This is a genomic window from Streptomyces orinoci (assembly GCF_003121295.1).
GTDB lineage: Bacteria > Actinomycetota > Actinomycetes > Streptomycetales > Streptomycetaceae > Streptomyces > Streptomyces orinoci.
The window spans coordinates 83,477-100,193 of the sequence record NZ_PHNC01000038.1; the positions used below are offsets into that span (position 1 = coordinate 83,477).

A 16,717-nucleotide genomic window follows, 5' to 3' on the forward strand; every position below is an offset into this window, starting at 1 on the left:
GGCCAAGGCGTCACTTCTTGCGGCTGCGCTTCTCCCGCACCCGCACCGAGATGTGGATCGGCGTCCCCTCGAAGCCGAACTCCTCGCGCAGCCGGCGCTCGATGAAGCGGCGGTAGCCGGCCTCCAGGAAGCCGGAGGCGAACAGCACAAAGCGCGGCGGGCGGGTGCCCGCCTGGGTGCCGAAGAGGATGCGCGGCTGCTTGCCGCCCCGGATGGGGTGCGGGTGGGCGGCGACCAGCTCGCCCAGGAAGGCGTTGAGACGGCCGGTGGGCACCCGGGTCTCCCAGCCGGCCAGCGCGGTCTCGATGGCCGGGACCAGCTTCTCCATATGCCGCCCGGTGCGCGCCGAGACATTGACCCGGGGAGCCCAGCCGATCTGGCCCAGCTCGGTCTCGATCTCCCGCTCCAGGTAGTAGCGGCGCTCCTCGTCCAGGGTGTCCCACTTGTTGATGGCCAGCACCAGGGCCCGGCCCGCCTCCACGGCCATGGTGATGATCCGCTGGTCCTGGACGCTGATGGACTCCGAGGCGTCGATCAGCACCACCGCGACCTCGGCCTTCTCCACCGCGGCGGCGGTGCGCAGGGAGGCGTAGTAGTCGGCGCCCTCCTGGAGGTGGACCCGGCGGCGGATGCCGGCGGTGTCCACGAACTTCCAGGTCTTGCCGCCGAGTTCGATCAGCTCGTCCACCGGGTCGCGGGTGGTGCCGGCCAGCTCGTTGACGACCACCCGCTCCTCGCCCGCCACCTTGTTCAGCAGCGAGGACTTGCCCACATTGGGGCGGCCGATCAGGGCCACCCGGCGGGGGCCGCCCACGGCGGTGCCGAAGGTCTGGGCCGGGGCGTCGGGCAGCGCCTCCAGGACCGCGTCCAGCATGTCGCCGGTGCCGCGGCCGTGCAGGGCGGAGACCGGGTGGGGCTCGCCCAGGCCCAGTGACCACAGCATGGCGGCGTCGGCCTCGGCGGAGGGGCCGTCCACCTTGTTGGCGCACAGCACCACCGGTTTGCCCGCCCGGCGCAGCAGCTTGACCACGGCCTCGTCGGTGTCCGTGGCGCCCACCGAGGCGTCCACCACGAAGACCACCGCGTCGGCGGCCTCGATGGCGAACTCGGCCTGGGCGGCGACCGAGGCGTCGATGCCCAGCACGTCCTGCTCCCAGCCGCCGGTGTCCACGACCTTGAAGCGGCGGCCGGCCCACTCGGCCTCATAGGTCACCCGGTCCCGGGTGACGCCCGGCTTGTCCTCCACCACCGCTTCGCGGCGGCCGATGATCCGGTTCACCAGGGTGGACTTGCCGACGTTGGGGCGGCCGACCACGGCGAGCACGGGCAGCGGGCCGTGGCCCGCGGCCGCCAGCTCACCGGCGATCTCCTCGGCGTCGAAGCCCTCCTGCGCCGCGAGCTCCATGAACTCCGCGTACTCGGCGTCGCCAAGCTCACCGTGCTCGTCGCCGTGGATCTGGTCGTTCATGAAGGTCCGTTCCTTGCTCTCATCGGCGGGACCCTTACGGCCCGCTACTCAAAAGTCTGTGTCAGCGGCCGGTGAGCCGCTTGGCGTCCGCCAGGTGGGCGGCCAGCCGGTGCTGGATGCGGACGGTCGCCTCGTCCAGCGCCTTGCGGGTACGCCGCCCGCTGCCGTCCCCGGCCTCAAAAGGATCCCCGAAGACCACATCGACCCGCCCCCGCAGCGGCGGCAGGCCGCGTACCAGGCGGCCGGCGCGCTCGGCACTGCCCAGCACCGCCACCGGCACAATGGGCGCCCCCGACCGTACGGCGAAATAGGCCAGACCGGCCCGCAGCGCGGCGAAGTCGCCCTCGCCCCGGGTGCCCTCCGGGAAGATGCCCAGCACCCCGCCCTGCTGAAGGACCTCCAGCGCCCCGGTGACGGCGGCCCGGTCGGTGCCCTGGCGGTCCACCTCCAGCTGGCCGATGGAGCGCAGGAACCAGCCCAGCGGGCCGACGAAGGCTTCCTTCTTGACCAGGAAGTGCGCCGGGCGCGGGGCGGTGCCCATCACCATCGGGCCGTCCACATTGTGCGAGTGGTTGACGGCCAGGATGACCGGCCCCGCGGCGGGCACCCGCCAGGCACCCAGCACCCGGGGCTTCCACAGCCCGTACATCAGTCCGACGCCGATCCGCCGGCCGACGGCGGCGCCGGAGGCGGAAGGACTCACGCGGTCCGCTTCTCCTCCACCAGGGTCACCACACACTCGATGACCTGCTCCAGGGTCAGCTCGGTGGTGTCCACCTCCACCGCGTCGGCGGCCTTGGCCAGCGGGGAGGTCTTCCGGCCGGAGTCGGCGGCGTCCCGCTTGACCAGCGCCGCCTGGGTGGCGGCCAGGTCACCGGCCTCCTTGCCCTTGAGCTCGCCATTGCGGCGGGCGGCGCGGGCCTCCGGGGAGGCGGTGAGGAAGATCTTGACATCGGCGTCCGGCAGCACGGTGGTGCCGATGTCCCGGCCCTCCACCACGATGCCCGCCGGGGCCGCGGCGGCGATGGCCCGCTGCAGCTCGGTCAGCCGGGTGCGCACCTCCGGGACCGCGCTGACCGCGCTCACCGCGGCGGTGACCTCCTGGGTGCGGATGGGCGCCGAGGCGTCCAGGCCGTCCACGGTGATGGCGGGCGCGGAGGGGTCGGTGCCGGAGACGATCTCCGGCTTGCCGGCGGCGGCGGCCACCGCCATGGCGTCGTTGACGTCGATGCCATTGCTCAGCATCCACCAGGTGATCGCCCGGTACTGCGCCCCGGTGTCCAGGTAGCGCAGGCCCAGCTTGGCGGCCACGGCCTTGGAGGTGCTGGACTTGCCCGTGCCGGAGGGGCCGTCGATGCCGACGATCACTGCTGCCGGTGCGGTCCGGGCGGCGGTTTCCACGGTGTCAGACACCTTCCTGTGTACGGGCTGTCTACGGGCTGTCCTGTGAGCGGTGGGCTCACCCAAGGTTACTGGCTCGCCGGAGCGCCTCGTGCAGCCGTACGGTCCCCCGGCTACCGCCGCACCGGCCAGCCCCGTTCGGCCAGCGTCCCGGCCAGCTGCCCGGCCACCGCCGGGTCCACCATCAGCTGGATCAGGCCGGCCTGCTGGCCGGTGGCGTGCTCGATCCGGACGTCCTCGATATTGACGCCCGCCCGGCCGGCGTCGGCGAAGATCCGGGCCAGCTCGCCCGGCTGGTCGCCGATGAGCACGGTGACCGTCTCATAGACGGCCGGGGCCGCGCCGTGCTTGCCCGGGACCCGGGCCCGGCCGTCATTGCCCCGGCGCAGCACATCCTCCAGTTCGGCGGCACCCTCCTTGCCCGCCTGGAGGGCCCGCAGCGCCCGTACCGTCTCGTCCAGGTCGGCGGCCAGGGCGTCCAGCACATCGGCGACCGGGCCGGGGTTGGCGGAGAGGATCTCCAGCCACATCCGGGGGTCGGAGGCGGCGATCCGGGTGACATCGCGGACGCCCTGCCCGCACAGCCGCACCGCGGTCTCGTCGGCATTGCGCAGCCGGGCGGCGACCAGGCTGGAGACCAGCTGGGGGGTGTGCGAGACCAGGGCCACCGCGCGGTCGTGGTCCTCGGCGTCCATCACCACCGGGACGGCCCGGCACAGGGCCACCAGCTCCAGCGCCAGGTTGAGCACCTCGGTGTCGGTGTCCCGGGTGGGGGTCAGCACCCAGGGGCGGCCCTCGAAGAGGTCCGCGGTGGCCGCCAGCGGACCGGAGCGCTCCCGTCCGGCCATCGGATGGGTGCCCAGATAGGTGCTGAGGTCGCAGCCCAGCGCCCGCAGCTCCCGGCGGGGGCCGCCCTTGACGCTGGCCACATCCAGATAGGCCCGGGCCAGCCCGCCCTCGATCGCGGCGGCCAGGGTGGCCGCCACATGCGCCGGCGGCACGGCGACCAGCGCCAGGTCCACCGGCCCGTCCGGCTCCTGGTCGAGGCCGGCGCCCAGGGCGGCGGCGGTACGGGCCTGGTCGGGGTCGTGGTCCCGGAGGTAGACGCGCACCCCGCGGCCCGCCAGGGCGAGCGCGGCGGAGGTGCCGATCAGTCCGGTGCCGATGACGAGGGCGGTACGCACTGGGTGAGGTCCTTGCTGTGCGCGGGCGGTCCGTGGTGGCTTAACCCTAGTGCGCCGCCGTGCGGGCCCTGCGCGGGCGGTCACCGTCCGGTACAACGTGGACATGATCTTTCATGTGGTATCGCTGGACGACTGGCTGGCCATCCCCGACCGCCCCTACGCCCCCGCCTCCCTGGAGACCGAGGGCTTTGTGCACTGCTCCCCCGACGAGGCCACCACCCTGGCGGTGGCCACCGCCTTCTACCGGGAGGTGCCGGGACCGCTGATGGCCCTGCTGATCGACGAGCACAAGCTGGACGTCCTGGTCCGCTGGGAGGCCCCGGCCGGCCCGCCGCCGCCCGGAGTGCCGCCGGGGACGCTGTTCCCGCATGTCTACGGGCGGATCAGCCGGGACGCGGTGGACGGGATGATGGAGATCGAACGGGACGAGGAGCGGCGCGCGGTGGGCCTGGCGGTCTGGTCCTGACCACGGAAATCGAGGTGCCGGCGGGGCGTGCCCGCTGCCACCATGCTCGCCATGCACTCCTCGCACTCCCTGCGCTCGCCGCACTCCCTGGTGACCGAGCACACCGTCTACTCCTGTGTGATGGGCTCGCGCGCCTTCGGGCTGGCCACCGAGGACAGCGACACCGACCGGCGCGGGGTCTTCCTGGCCCCCACCCCCATGTTCTGGGGCTTCACCAAGCCGCCCACGCATATCGAGGGACCGGGCGAGGAGCGCTTCTCCTGGGAGCTGGAGCGCTTCTGCGAGCTGGCGCTGCGGGCCAACCCCACGGTGCTGGAGTGCCTGCACTCCCCGCTGGTGGAACGGGCGGACGCGACCGGACGGGAACTGCTGTCGCTGCGCGGCGCCTTCCTGTCCCGGCAGGTCCATCAGACCTTCGCCGGCTACGCGGCCGGGCACCTGTCCAAGGTCGCGGCGGACATCAAGGCGAACGGCACCCCCCGCTGGAAACGGGTAATGCATCTTCTCCGCCTCACCCTCAGCTGCCGGGACCTGCTGCGCACCGGCCGGCTGGTGGTCGAGACCGGCGAGCACCGGGAGCGGCTGCTGGCGGTGCGCCGGGGCGAGCTGTCCTGGGCGGAGGTGGAGTCCTGGCTGGCCGTCCTGCACCGGGAGACCGAGGCGGCCGCCGCCTCGACACCGCTGCCCGCAGAGCCGGACCGGGCCCGGGTGGAGGACTTCCTGATACGGACGCGGCGCGCGTCAGCCGCCATATGACGTCCGACGCGCGCCGCCCGGCCCGTACGGGCTCCTACAGGTCCACCTCGCGCATCAGCATGCCCACCTCGGTGTTGGTGAGCCGGCGCAGCCAGCCGGACTTCTGGTCGCCCAGCGCGATGGGGCCGAAGGAGGTGCGCACCAGCTTCTCCACCGGGAAGCCCGCCTCGGCCAGCATCCGCCGCACAATGTGCTTGCGGCCCTCGTGCAGGGTGACCTCGACCAGGTAGTTCTTGCCGGTCTGCTGGACCACCCGGAAGTTGTCGGCGCGGGCGTAGCCGTCCTCCAGCTGGATGCCGTTCTTGAGCTGCTTGCCGATGTCCCGGGGCAGCGGGCCGGTGATGGCGGCCAGATAGGTCTTCTGTACGCCATAGCGGGGGTGGGTCAGCCGGTGGGCCAGCTCGCCATGGTTGGTGAGCAGGATGATGCCCTCGGTCTCGGTGTCCAGCCGGCCCACATGGAACAGCCGGGTCTCCCGGTTGGTGACATAGTCACCCAGGCACTGCCGCCCGTCGGGGTCCTCCATGGTGGAGACCACACCGGCCGGCTTGTTGAGCGCGAAGAACAGGTACGACTGGGTGGCGACGGTCAGGCCGTCCACCTTGATCTCGTCCTTCTCCGGGTCCACCCGCAGGCCCTGCTCGGTGACGATCTGCCCGTTGACCTCGACCCTGGCCTGCTCGATCAGCTCCTCACAGGCGCGGCGGGAGCCCATGCCGGCCCGGGCCAGCACCTTCTGCAGCCGCTCGCCCTCCTGCTCGCCAAAGGTCTTGGGCAGCTTGAGGGCCGGCTTGTTGTGCCGCTCGCGGTTGCGCTCCTCGATCTGGGCGTCGTACTCCCGGGGGCGGGCGGGCGGCTGGGGACGGCCGCCCCGGCGCGGGGCGCCCGCGGCACCCTTGCCGCCGGCCGGACGCTTGGGGCCGCCCTTGGCGCCACCGCGGGCCGCGGCACCCCGGCCGGTGCGCTCGGCGTCCGGGCCCACGTCGTAGCGGCGCTCCTCGGGGCGCGGGCGGCGCGGGCGCTGCTCCTGCTGCCGGTCGTCCCGCCGGTCGTAACGTCCGCCGCCGGAGCGTGACTGGCCGGAGCGCCCGCCCTCGGCGCGCCCGCCTTCGGAGCGCCCCCGACCGCCGCCGGACGCCGGGCGCGGAGATCCCGCGCGCCCGCGCCCGCCCCGGTCGTCCCGGTTGCCGCTTCCGCTGTTCCTGCCGCTGCTTCGCATCAAAGTTCCGTCTTGTCGTCCGCTTCGGTGTCCGGGGCGTCCGGATCGAATGACGGGACTCCTTCCTGGGAGTCACCTTCGACCGCTTCCGCCTCGGGGAGGAACGGGGCGAGCTCGGGAAGCTCGTCCAGGCCGCGCAGCCCCATCCGCTCCAGAAAGTAATTCGTCGTCCTGTACAGGATCGCACCTGTTTCGGGTTCCGTCCCCGCCTCCTCCACCAGCCCGCGCTGGAGGAGCGTGCGCATGACGCCGTCACAGTTCACCCCGCGTACGGCGGAGACCCGCGAACGGCTGACCGGCTGACGGTACGCGACAACGGCCAGGGTCTCCAACGCGGCCTGGGTCAGCCGCGCCTGCTGGCCGTCCAGCACAAAGCTCTCCACAGCCTCCGCGTACTCGGCCCGCGTGAAGAACCGCCACCCTCCGGCCACCGCCCGCAGATCGAAGCCGCGCCGCTGGACGGTGTACTCATCGGACAGCCGCCGCAGCTCATCGGCGATCTCCCGCCGGGACCGCTGCAACACCTTGGCCAGGTGCTCCTCGGTGACCGGCTCGTCCACGACCATCAGGACGGCCTCCAGCGCAGGCCCGAGCGGCAGCGCGGCGACGCCGCCGGGGGGCTCGGGGGCGCCGGGTGCCGTCCCGGCGGCGGAGTCACCGCACTCCCCCTCCCGAGTGGTCCGGGGCACGCCGGGCTCCGTATCCGGCGCGGCAGAAGCACCTGTTGCTGCCACGGGAGGCGTCTCGCGGCCGCAACCCGCCTCCGTCGGGGTTCCCTCCCGGCCGGCGCCGGGAACGGCGGCCCCGGCCGCCGCCCCGGCGCGCCACTCCGCCTCGTCCGGTGTCCCCGTCCCGGTCCGGTTGTCCGTCACGCCCTTGTCTCCTCTGCCGTCCGCGCCGCCCGTTCCCCCGCTTCCGCTTCCTCCGCTCCCGGGCCGTCCGGTCCGTCCGGCTCCCGTTCCTCCGGCCTCCGGTCGAACTCGTCCGTCACCAGGGGCGCCGTGTCCTCCGTCCCTGTCCAGCGGACGGTGAGCTCGCCCAGGGCCTGTTCCTGGTCCAGGGCGACCGCCCGTTCCCGGTACAGCTCCAGCAGGGCCAGGAAGCGGGCCACCACGGTCAGGGTGTCGGGAGCGTCGGCGGTGAGCCGGGCGAAGGTGGCCTCACCCTCCGTCCGCAGCCGGGCCACCACGACCTCGGCCTGCTCCCGGACGCTGACCAGCGGGGCGTGGATATGGTCCACATACACCTGCGGCTTGGGCTTGGGCTGCATGGCCTTGACCGCCAGCTCGGCCAGCCGCTGCGGGCCGATGCCCAGGACCACCTCGGGCAGCAGCTCCGCGTGCTGCGGCTCCAGGCCGACCGTACGGGGGTGGCGGCGCCCCTCCACCGCCAGCCGCTCGCTGAAGATCTCCGCGATCCGCTTGTACGCGCGGTACTGCAGCAGCCGGGCGAACAGCAGGTCGCGGGCCTCCAGCAGGGCCAGGTCGGCCTCGTCCTCCACCTCGGCGGCGGGCAGCAGCCGGGCCGCCTTGAGGTCCAGCAGCGTGGCGGCCACCACCAGGAACTCGGTGGTCTGGTCGAGGTCGAACTCGGGCCCCATGGCCCGCAGATGGGCCATAAACTCATCGGTCACCTTGGACAGGGCGACCTCGGTGACATCCAGCTTGTGCTTGGCGATCAGCTGGAGCAGCAGGTCGAAGGGCCCCTCGAAGTTCGCCAGCCGTACGGTGAACCGGCCGTCGGCACCGGAATCCGGAGCCGCTTCGGGTGCCTGGTCCGGGGTCGGGTCCGAAGTCGAGTCGGGAGCCGGATCCGCTTCGCTCACCTCCGGCTCGGCGGCACCCGGCGCGGCCTGGCCGCCCGGGCCACGGCCCAGCGGGCGGCGTCGGGAAGCGGCGGGCGTGGGGGTGGGCATGCGGAAGTGGTCCAAGGAAGCTGGGGCGGGGCCGACTGCGGTACGGGCGTACGGGCCATTGCCCGCGCACGGCAGGCTATCGGCGAAGCGGCTCAGCGGCCGCGCAGGCGGCGTACCAGAATGCTCGCGTCGCCGCGGGCTTCCAGATCGGCGAGGACGACCGCGACGGCCTCCCGGACGATCCGGCCGCGGTCCACGGCCAGTCCATGCTCGCCGCGCAGCACCAGCCGGGCGTGCTCGAGGTCCATCAGCTCCTCGGCGGAGACATAGACCGTGATCTTCTCGTCATGGCGTTCCCGGCCGCTGGGCCGGCGGTTGGCGGCCCGTCCCCGGCGGCGCGGGGCGGCGGGCTCGGCGCGGGCCTCGCCACGGCCGGTGGCGGCGGCCGCGGGCCGCTCCTCGGGCTGTTCCTTGGCGGCGGCACCGGACCCGCGCCCCGCCTCGGCGGGCTCCGCGGCGGCCGGCCCCGGCACCCGCGCGGGCGCCTCGCCGTTCACCTTCTTACGAGGGGACGAGGACTGCAGCCCCACCCCGCCGGTGGTGCGGAACAGCTCATCGGCGCCGGGCAGACTCACTCGGCGTGACACCGGGCGAGCACCTCCCTGGCCAGCTGACGGTAGGCGGCGGCGCCCACGGAGTTGGACGCGTAGGTGGTGATCGGCTCTCCGGCGACGGTGGTCTCCGGAAAGCGGACGGTCCGGCCGATGACGGTGTGGTAGACGTGATCGTCGAAGGCTTCCACCACCCGGGCCAGCACCTCCCGGCTGTGCACCGTCCGCGAGTCGTACATGGTGGCCAGGATGCCGTCCAGCTCCAGCTCGGGGTTGAGCCGCTCCTGGACCTTCTCGATGGTCTCGGTGAGCAGCGCCACCCCGCGCAGCGCGAAGAACTCGCACTCCAGCGGGACGATGACCTTGTGAGCGGCCGTCAGGGCGTTCACCGTCAGCAGGCCCAGCGAGGGCTGACAGTCGATCACGATGTAGTCGTAGTCGGACATCAGCGGCTTGAGCGCCCGCTGCAGGGTGGACTCCCGGGCCACCTCGCTGACCAACTGCACCTCGGCGGCGGACAGGTCGATATTGCTGGGCAGCAGGTCCATATTGGGCACCGCGGTCTTCAGCAGCACCTCGTCGGCCGACATGCCCCGCTCCATCAGCAGGTTGTAGACCGTCAGATCCAGCTCCATGGGGTTGACGCCCAGCCCCACGGAGAGCGCCCCCTGCGGGTCGAAGTCCACCAGCAGCACCCGGCGGCCGTACTCGGCCAGCGCGGCGCCCAGATTGATGGTGGAGGTGGTCTTGCCGACCCCGCCCTTCTGGTTGCACATCGCGATGATCTTCGCCGGGCCGTGGTCGGTCAGCGGGCCCGGGATCGGGAAGTACGGCAGCGGCCGGCCGGTGGGACCGATGCGCTCGCGGCGCTGGCGAGCGGCGTCCGGCGCGAGCGTGGCCGCGTACTCGGGGTCCGGCTCGTATTCGGCGTCGGGGTCGTAGAAGTGCCCTTCGGGAACTTCCTCGTAGTCGGCGAGACGGGCGGGATCACCGCCGCGGTCACCGGCCATGGCGTTCACGTGTTGACCGTCCATCATGCTCTGGTGGGCTGTCGGGTTCTGGTGGGCTGCGAAGGTGTGGACAGCGACGGAGCCGACAGCTTGGAGTCCGGTGGTGTGACTCCGGTCCTGCGCAGGCATTCCTGGGTGACCACCCCCGGGAGCAAATGTCGACTCATTCACAAGTCGTCCTACCTCCTTGGTGACCAGGAAACATCTAGATAGGTCAGCGTGGCACCATGCCGACGGTTGGCGACTCTATGGCGTGTCGGCGGTTCGCAGCAACACAATCCGCCGGAGACGGCACGATGTGTCGGCAATCGAACGCCCTTCTGTCAAGGGTGTTCCGCCCATCACCCGCACTTTTTGACATCGCGTGGACGGTACGGAAAAAAGCCCGGCAGGGCCTCGCCGAGCAAGACCCTGCCGAATGGTTTTTCCCGCCGTGGCGGAGTTGATGCCTCAGCCGAGCAGCGTGCTCAGCTCGACGCAGGGCAGACCGTGCGCCTCGGCGACCGGACCGTAAACGACCTGTCCCTCATGGGTGTTGAGACCCTTGGCCAGGGCGGCGTCCCGGCTGAGCGCCTCCTGCCAGCCGCGGTTGGCCAGTTCCACGATGTAGGGGAGGGTGGCGTTGGTCAGCGCATAGGTGGAGGTGTTGGGCACCGCGCCCGGCATGTTGGCCACGCAGTAGAAGACCGAGTCATGGACGGTGAAGGTCGGCTCGGTGTGGGTGGTCGGCCGGGAGTCCTCGAAGCAGCCGCCCTGGTCGATCGCAATGTCGACAAGTACACTTCCGGGCTTCATCTTGGCGACCAGCTCGTTGGTGACCAGCTTGGGGGCCTTGGCGCCGGGGATCAGCACCGCGCCGATGACCAGGTCGGCCTCGACACAGGCCTTCTCCAGCTCAAAGGCGTTGGAGACGATGGTCTGCACCTTGGTACCGAAGACCTTGTCGGCCTCGCGGAGCTTGTTGATGTCCTTGTCCAGCAGGGTGACATGGAAGCCCAGGCCGACCGCGATCTGGGTGGCGTTCCAGCCGGAGACACCGGCGCCGATGACCACGGCCTTGCCCGCGTGGGTGCCCGGCACACCGCCCGGCAGCACGCCGCGGCCGCCGGCCGAGCGCATCAGGTGGTACGCGCCGACCTGCGGGGCCAGCCGGCCCGCGACCTCGGACATCGGGGCGAGCAGCGGCAGCGCGCGGTTGGCGAGCTCGACCGTCTCATAGGCGATGGCGGTGGTGCCGGACTGCAGCAGGGCGTCCGTGCACTCCCGGGAGGCGGCCAGGTGCAGATAGGTGAAGAGGGTCTGGCCCTTGCGGAGACGGTGGTACTCCTCCGCGATCGGCTCCTTGACCTTCAGCAGGAGGTCGGCGGTGGCCCAGACCTCATCGGCGGTGTCCAGTATGGACGCGCCCGCCGCCGTGTACTCGGCGTCGGTGATGGAGGAGCCGACTCCGGCGCCCTTCTCCACGAAGACCTGGTGGCCGTTGCGCACCAGCTCGTGGACGCCGGCCGGGGTGATGGCCACGCGGAACTCGTTGTTCTTGACCTCGCGGGGGATGCCGACCTTCACGTCGATCACGGTCCTTGAATCAGGGAATTTCAGGTTAATCCGGATATGCAGGGGCACACCAGAGCAGACCGCGGCGATCGCGGCACACCCAGTCTAATGAAGGACCTCACGCTGTCTAGCCTTACAAAGCACAAATTTTTGCGGCGTACGCCGCTGATTTCTTAGGTCGCCGGACTTGTACCCGGAGTAAGGGGCTCCCCGTGGCCCATCACCGGTCCGCCGGCGGCCATCCGCAGCCGCCGACGGCGGTCAGCCGACGAAGGAAAGCCCACCCTCGCGGACAAGAGTCACGGGTGCTGCGTGGGTGGGGCTCAACGCGCCGCAGGCGCGTCCTGCGTCGGGAGCAGCGCTCCCGCAGCCTCCCGGTGCAGCGCGGCAGCAGCCGGATCCCCCGCCCGCTCCAGAACTTCGGCCAACCGCAGCAGCACCGTTGCCTGCAACTGCTCGTCCCCGGCGAAACGGGCATTCTCGACCGCCTCAGCAGCCGTACGCGCAGCGTCCTGCACCCGCCCCGCCAGCTCCTGCACCCGCGCGATCTCGCTCAACGCCCTTACCTGGCCCGGCAGATCACGCAGCCGCCGGCTGACCGCCGCCGCCGCCCGCCAGTCGCGCAGCGCCTCGCCCCACAGCCCGGCCTGGGTGTGCACCGCGCCCCGGCGCCCGTAAAGCCTCGCCTGGTCGGCGAGTTCACCCCGGGTGAGCCGCAACTCCAGTGCCCTGCCGTACCAGTCGGCCGCCCGCTGGCCGTCGCCCAGCTCCTGGTAGGCGGCGGCGACCGACTCCAGGGAGCGGCTGATGGCATAGGGGTCACCGGAGCGGCGCGCGGCCTGCAGCGCCTCCCGGTACCGCAGCAGCGCGGCGCCGGTGCGCCCGGCCCGGACATCCAGATCGCCCAGGTTGAGCAGCGCGGCCGCCTTCTCCAGCGGCATCTCGCAGCGTTCGGCCACGCTCAGCACCAGCTGGTGCAGCCCATACAGCTCGGCCGCGGCCTCCTCGGGGGCCAGATGCGCGGTGAGCGCCCGGGTCAGCGCCGAGACCAGGCGTCTGGCCAGGGTGTCCAGCCGCCCGTCCTGCACCGCCAGCCGGGCGGCCGCCAGCAGCGCGGGCAGCCGGGAGCGCAGCCACTCCCCGGCCACCCGGGAGGAGGGGAAGCGCAGCGGCCGGGGCAGTTCGGCGACCCGCTTGCGCACCGAGGGATTGTCCAGTTCGGCGGCGGCCCGGCAGGAGTGCAGCTGGCGCACCACCCGTTCCAGCATCCTGGCCCGCGCCAGCTCCACCTCGGCGGGCCGCTCCCAGGTCTCCAGCAGCGCCCGCAGCATCGGCGCCAGACAGCCCGGCACCTGGTACTGCGCGGGCAGCGCCCCGGGGGCGCCGGGCAGCCCGTCCACCGGCACCGGCCGCAGCAGCCCCCGGGCGACAAAGTCCTCCAGCGCGGACTGGGCGGCGGACAGCGAGCAGCCGGCCAGCGCGGAGGCGGTATGGGCGTCGGCCGGTCCGGCCGGGGCCAGCGCCAGCAGGCGCAGGATCCGGGCGGAGAGCGCGGGCAGCGCCTCATGGGCCAGCCACAGGGCCCGGGCCAGCGGCCGGGCGGTGCCCTGGTACGCCTCCGGCACCGGCAGCGCCCGCAGCCGCCGGGCGGCGTCGGCCACCGACATCTTGGGGTGGGCCGCCAGCCAGCCGCCGACCAGCACCAGGGCGGCGGGCTGTCCCGCGCACTCCTCCACCACCGCGCCCGCGGCCATCGGGTCACAGGTGATCCGGGTGGGACCGGCGTACCACTCCAGCAGCTCGATCCCGGCGGGCGGCTCCAGCCCGCCCAGGGCGCACGGCCGGACGTCCGGCACTCCGGTCAGCGGGCCCTGGGAGACGGCCACGACCAGGCAGTCCGGCTCATCCGGAAGCAGCGGCTCCACCTGCTCGGCGCCCGCCGCGTCATCCAGGATCAGCAGCACCCGCCGCCCGCTGAGGGCGGCCCGCAGCGCCTCGGCCAGCTCGTCCTCGTCGGCACCGGCCCGGGCGGGCCGGCCCAGCTCGGCCAGCAGGGCACGGGCGGTGCGGTCGGTGGGCACCGGCGTGCCATCGGCGTCCGTGAGCCGGGCGCGCAGCACCCCGTCGGGGTACTCCTGCTCCAGCTGCCGCGCGAACTGCTCGGCGAGCGCCGTACGGCCGGAGCCCGGGCGCCCCGCGATCAGCAGCACCCGGCTGCAGGGGCGTTTGCGGCCGGAGAGGGTGTCCAGACCGGCCCGGGCGATGTCCTCGCGCAGTTCCTTGAGCTCCCGGCCACGGCCGACGAAGCGGGAGGAGGCGCCGATGAGCGTGGTCGCGGTGGAGGTGGCGCCCGCCCTGCCGCCCGCCGTACGTTGCGTCCCGTCCTCCACGTGCACAGGCCGAGCCTAGTTCACGGGCGGGCCGGGCCGGGTGAACGCTAACCGCTTCCTGCGAACATCACCTATTCGGTTAAGTCCGGTGCGCGGTCCGCGCGGGGCCGGCGGACCGCCCGTCACAAGGTCAGGACTCGAACGGCCGTGCGGGCCATGGCGACTCGGCCGGCCGCAGCGCGTCCAGACCGTCCCCGGCCAGCGCGGCGGCCAGCGAGAGCACCCCCACCGTCAGACAGGTGTTGTGCAGTTCGCCCGCGAGGATGCCGCGCACCAGGTCCGCGAGGGGCACCCGGGCCAGCTCCATCTCGGCCTCCTCCTCGAAGACCTCGAAGCGCTCGCCCTCCGCCGCGGACAGGTCCCGGGCGAGGAAGATGCGCACCGCCTCGTCACAGCCGCCCGGAGAGGTGTAGACATCGGTCAGCACCCGCCAGTCCTCGGCCTTGATGTGCGCCTCTTCGTACAGCTCCCGCTGGGCGGCCCGCAGCGGGTTCTCGCCGGGGACGTCCAGCAGCCCGGCCGGGATCTCCCAGAGCTTCTGCCGCACCGGGTGCCGGTACTGGTTGATCACCACCACCCGCCCCTGCTCGTCCAGCGCCACCACGGCGACCGAACCGGGGTGCACCTGGTAGTCCCGCTTGACGGTGGAGCCGTCCGGCATCACCACCACATCGGTGCGCACGCTGGTCTTGTTGCCGGTGAACGGCGTCTCGGTGGCGGTGACCCGCCAGCTCTCGGCGGTGTCCTTGATGCGCATCTCCACGTCCTCCAGAAAAGCGAAAACCGGGGTGAGGGCCTCCGTGCGGGAGGCGCTCACCCCGGTCCACCGTATAGGTCAGCCCTGCTGGCGCTCGACGGCCGCCTTCACCAGGCCGGCGAAGAGCGGGTGCGGGCGGGTCGGGCGGGAGCGCAGCTCGGGGTGGGCCTGGGTGGCCACCAGGTAGGGGTGGACCTCCCGCGGGTACTCCACGTACTCCACCAGCTTGTTGTCCGGCGAGGTGCCGCAGAAGGAGATCCCGGCCTTCTTCTCCAGCTCGGCCCGGTAGGCGTTGTTGACCTCGTAGCGGTGGCGGTGGCGCTCCTCGACGTACGGGGCGTCGCCGTAGACCTCGCGGACGATGGAGCCCTCGGCCAGCTTGGCCGGGTACATGCCCAGGCGCATGGTGCCGCCCAGGTCACCCTCGCCGGAGACGATGTCCATCTGCTCGGCCATGGTGGAGATCACCGGGTGCGCGGCGGCCGGGTCGAACTCGGTGGAGTTGGCGCCCTCGATGCCGGCCAGGTTGCGGGCGGCCTCGATGACCACGCACTGCAGACCCAGGCACAGGCCCAGCAGCGGGACCTTGTTCTCCCGGGCGTAGGTGATGGCGCCGACCTTGCCGTCCACACCGCGCTCGCCGAAGCCGCCGGGGATGCAGATGGCGTCCACGTCACCGAGCTGCTTCTTGGCCCCGGCGGGGGTCTTGCAGTCGTCCGAGGTGACCCACTTGATCTTCACCCGGGCCTTGTTGGCGAAGCCGCCGGCCCGGATGGCCTCGGTCACCGACAGATAGGCGTCCGGCAGGTCGATGTACTTGCCGACCAGCGCGACCGTCACCTCGTGGTCGGGGTTGTGGACGCGGTCCAGCAGGTCGTCCCACTGGGCCCAGTCCACATCGCGGAAGGGCAGGTCCAGCTTGCGCACCACATAGGCGTCCAGACCCTCGGAGTGCAGCACCTTGGGGATGTCATAGATCGACTTGGCGTCGATGGCGGCGACCACCGCGTCCTCGTCCACATCGCACATCAGGCTGATCTTGCGCTTGATGGCGGTGGGCACCTCGCGGTCGGCGCGCAGCACAATGGCGTCCGGCTGGATGCCGATATTGCGCAGCGCGGCCACGCTGTGCTGGGTGGGCTTGGTCTTCAGCTCGCCGGAGGGGCCGATGTAGGGCAGCAGCGAGATGTGCACCACAAAGACGTTGTCCCGGCCGACCTCGTGACGGACCTGACGGACGGTCTCCAGGAAGGGCAGCGACTCGATGTCACCGACGGTGCCGCCGACCTCGGTGATGACCACATCCACGTCCTCGGTGGCCATCCGGCGGATCCGGTGCTTGATCTCATTGGTGATGTGCGGGATGACCTGCACCGTGTCGCCCAGGTACTCACCCCGCCGCTCCTTGGCGATCACCGAGGAGTACACCTGGCCGGTGGTCACATTGGCCGAGCCGTCCAGGTCCACATCCAGGAAACGCTCATAGTGGCCGATGTCCAGGTCGGTCTCGGCGCCGTCATTGGTGACGAACACCTCGCCGTGCTGGAACGGGTTCATGGTGCCCGGATCGACGTTCAGGTACGGGTCGAGCTTCTGCATCGTCACCCGCAGACCCCGCGCCTTGAGCAGCGCCCCCAGGCTGGAGGCGGTCAACCCCTTGCCGAGCGAGGAAGCAACACCGCCGGTGACGAAGAGGTGCTTGGTCGTCGTGGGCTTTGCGGCAATAGCCAAAGGGGGTCTCCCGTGGTCGCGAGGTGAGGTGCGTCATGGCGGCCACCCGGAATTCCGGGGGCGCCGTCGCTGCGGTTCGGGGGTCTTACTCCCACCGGTCCACGGGCTACCAGGGTATCAGCGCCCCGGGGCGGGCGCGCCCGGTGACGCGGCGCGACGGCCCGGCGACCCCTGCGTCACAGGCCACCCATTCGGCACAGATTCCCCGCCAACCGTCGCGCGTGTCCCAACTCAGCGTCGTATTCTGCTCGGACACACGCAGCGAGCCGGCCGGCACGGCACCATCCCGCCCTCCGCCAGACGCACCTATCCGGG

Annotated in this window: 15 protein-coding genes; 2 read left to right on the plus strand and 13 right to left on the minus strand. The window is 72.0% G+C overall.

The features are described 5' to 3' along the window. Window positions 1–10: 10 nt before the first annotated feature. The 4 genes from der to CV755_RS32755 all read right to left on the minus strand — a co-directional run bounded on the left by der (window position 11) and on the right by CV755_RS32755 (window position 4,053). Window positions 11–1,468, minus strand: a complete 1,458-nt coding sequence (der, locus tag CV755_RS32740; RefSeq protein WP_109284459.1) for a ribosome biogenesis GTPase Der — start codon at window positions 1,466–1,468, stop codon at window positions 11–13. 61 nt (window positions 1,469–1,529) lie between these two features. Beyond that, window positions 1,530–2,117 (minus strand): lysophospholipid acyltransferase family protein, encoded by a 588-nt coding sequence (locus CV755_RS32745; RefSeq protein WP_109284524.1) that lies wholly within the window; start codon window positions 2,115–2,117, stop codon window positions 1,530–1,532. 50 nt (window positions 2,118–2,167) lie between these two features. Further along, the gene (cmk, locus tag CV755_RS32750) at window positions 2,168–2,881 is read right to left on the minus strand and encodes a (d)CMP kinase (protein WP_109284461.1); all 714 of its coding nucleotides are present in this window, start codon (window positions 2,879–2,881) and stop codon (window positions 2,168–2,170) included. A gap of 101 nt (window positions 2,882–2,982) precedes the next feature. After that, complete coding sequence (locus CV755_RS32755) at window positions 2,983–4,053, minus strand: prephenate dehydrogenase (RefSeq protein ID WP_109284462.1); 1,071 nt, start codon at window positions 4,051–4,053, stop codon at window positions 2,983–2,985. Window positions 4,054–4,156: 103 nt separating this feature from the next. Here CV755_RS32755 and CV755_RS32760 point away from each other — a divergent pair, with 103 nt between their 5' ends. After that, window positions 4,157–4,519 carry a DUF952 domain-containing protein gene (locus CV755_RS32760; protein WP_109284465.1) on the plus strand — a complete coding sequence of 121 codons (363 nt, stop codon included), beginning with the start codon at window positions 4,157–4,159 and terminating at the stop codon, window positions 4,517–4,519. A 51-nt stretch (window positions 4,520–4,570) separates the two neighbouring features. After that, complete coding sequence (locus tag CV755_RS32765; protein WP_109284526.1) at window positions 4,571–5,275, plus strand: nucleotidyltransferase domain-containing protein; 705 nt, start codon at window positions 4,571–4,573, stop codon at window positions 5,273–5,275. Window positions 5,276–5,309: 34 nt separating this feature from the next. Here CV755_RS32765 and CV755_RS32770 read toward each other — a convergent pair whose 3' ends face one another. The 9 genes from CV755_RS32770 to CV755_RS32810 all read right to left on the minus strand — a co-directional run bounded on the left by CV755_RS32770 (window position 5,310) and on the right by CV755_RS32810 (window position 16,402). Next, window positions 5,310–6,494: a pseudouridine synthase gene (locus CV755_RS32770; RefSeq protein WP_109284467.1), complete on the minus strand. Its 1,185-nt coding sequence runs from the start codon at window positions 6,492–6,494 to the stop codon at window positions 5,310–5,312. Next, on the minus strand, window positions 6,494–7,093 hold the full coding sequence (gene scpB / locus CV755_RS32775) for an SMC-Scp complex subunit ScpB (protein ID WP_241561545.1): 600 nt from the start codon (window positions 7,091–7,093) through the stop codon (window positions 6,494–6,496). The genes CV755_RS32770 and scpB overlap by 1 nt, the downstream gene beginning before the upstream one ends. A 269-nt stretch (window positions 7,094–7,362) precedes the next feature. Further along, window positions 7,363–8,409: a segregation and condensation protein A gene (locus CV755_RS32780; RefSeq protein WP_109284471.1), complete on the minus strand. Its 1,047-nt coding sequence runs from the start codon at window positions 8,407–8,409 to the stop codon at window positions 7,363–7,365. Window positions 8,410–8,501: 92 nt separating this feature from the next. Then, the gene (locus CV755_RS32785) at window positions 8,502–8,996 is read right to left on the minus strand and encodes a hypothetical protein (protein WP_193553529.1); all 495 of its coding nucleotides are present in this window, start codon (window positions 8,994–8,996) and stop codon (window positions 8,502–8,504) included. Then, a complete protein-coding gene (locus CV755_RS32790; protein WP_109284475.1) occupies window positions 8,981–10,099 on the minus strand; it encodes a ParA family protein in 1,119 nt (372 codons plus the stop codon). The genes CV755_RS32785 and CV755_RS32790 overlap by 16 nt, the downstream gene beginning before the upstream one ends. A gap of 321 nt (window positions 10,100–10,420) precedes the next feature. Then, the gene (gene ald, locus CV755_RS32795; protein WP_109284528.1) at window positions 10,421–11,536 is read right to left on the minus strand and encodes an alanine dehydrogenase; all 1,116 of its coding nucleotides are present in this window, start codon (window positions 11,534–11,536) and stop codon (window positions 10,421–10,423) included. A 311-nt stretch (window positions 11,537–11,847) separates the two neighbouring features. After that, window positions 11,848–13,914 (minus strand): AAA family ATPase, encoded by a 2,067-nt coding sequence (locus tag CV755_RS32800; protein ID WP_422070630.1) that lies wholly within the window; start codon window positions 13,912–13,914, stop codon window positions 11,848–11,850. 130 nt (window positions 13,915–14,044) lie between these two features. Continuing rightward, entirely contained in the window at window positions 14,045–14,671 is a 627-nt protein-coding gene (locus CV755_RS32805; RefSeq protein ID WP_109284530.1) for an NUDIX domain-containing protein, read from the minus strand. A gap of 78 nt (window positions 14,672–14,749) precedes the next feature. Then, complete coding sequence (locus CV755_RS32810) at window positions 14,750–16,402, minus strand: CTP synthase (RefSeq protein WP_109284479.1); 1,653 nt, start codon at window positions 16,400–16,402, stop codon at window positions 14,750–14,752. Between the last annotated feature and the right edge of the window lie 315 nt (window positions 16,403–16,717).

Excerpts from the sequence above, each read along its gene's own strand:
- CV755_RS32770 (WP_109284467.1), bottom strand. The coding sequence starts at position 6,494 with ATGCGAAGCAGCGGCAGGAACAGCGGAAGCGGCAACCGGGACGACCGG.
- CV755_RS32760 (WP_109284465.1), top strand. The coding sequence starts at position 4,157 with ATGATCTTTCATGTGGTATCGCTGGACGACTGGCTGGCCATCCCCGAC.
- CV755_RS32780 (WP_109284471.1), bottom strand. The coding sequence starts at position 8,409 with ATGCCCACCCCCACGCCCGCCGCTTCCCGACGCCGCCCGCTGGGCCGT.
- CV755_RS32745 (WP_109284524.1), bottom strand. The coding sequence starts at position 2,117 with ATGTACGGGCTGTGGAAGCCCCGGGTGCTGGGTGCCTGGCGGGTGCCC.
- CV755_RS32765 (WP_109284526.1), top strand. The coding sequence starts at position 4,571 with ATGCACTCCTCGCACTCCCTGCGCTCGCCGCACTCCCTGGTGACCGAG.
- CV755_RS32805 (WP_109284530.1), bottom strand. The coding sequence starts at position 14,671 with ATGCGCATCAAGGACACCGCCGAGAGCTGGCGGGTCACCGCCACCGAG.
- der (WP_109284459.1), bottom strand. The coding sequence starts at position 1,468 with ATGAACGACCAGATCCACGGCGACGAGCACGGTGAGCTTGGCGACGCC.
- CV755_RS32790 (WP_109284475.1), bottom strand. The coding sequence starts at position 10,099 with ATGCCTGCGCAGGACCGGAGTCACACCACCGGACTCCAAGCTGTCGGC.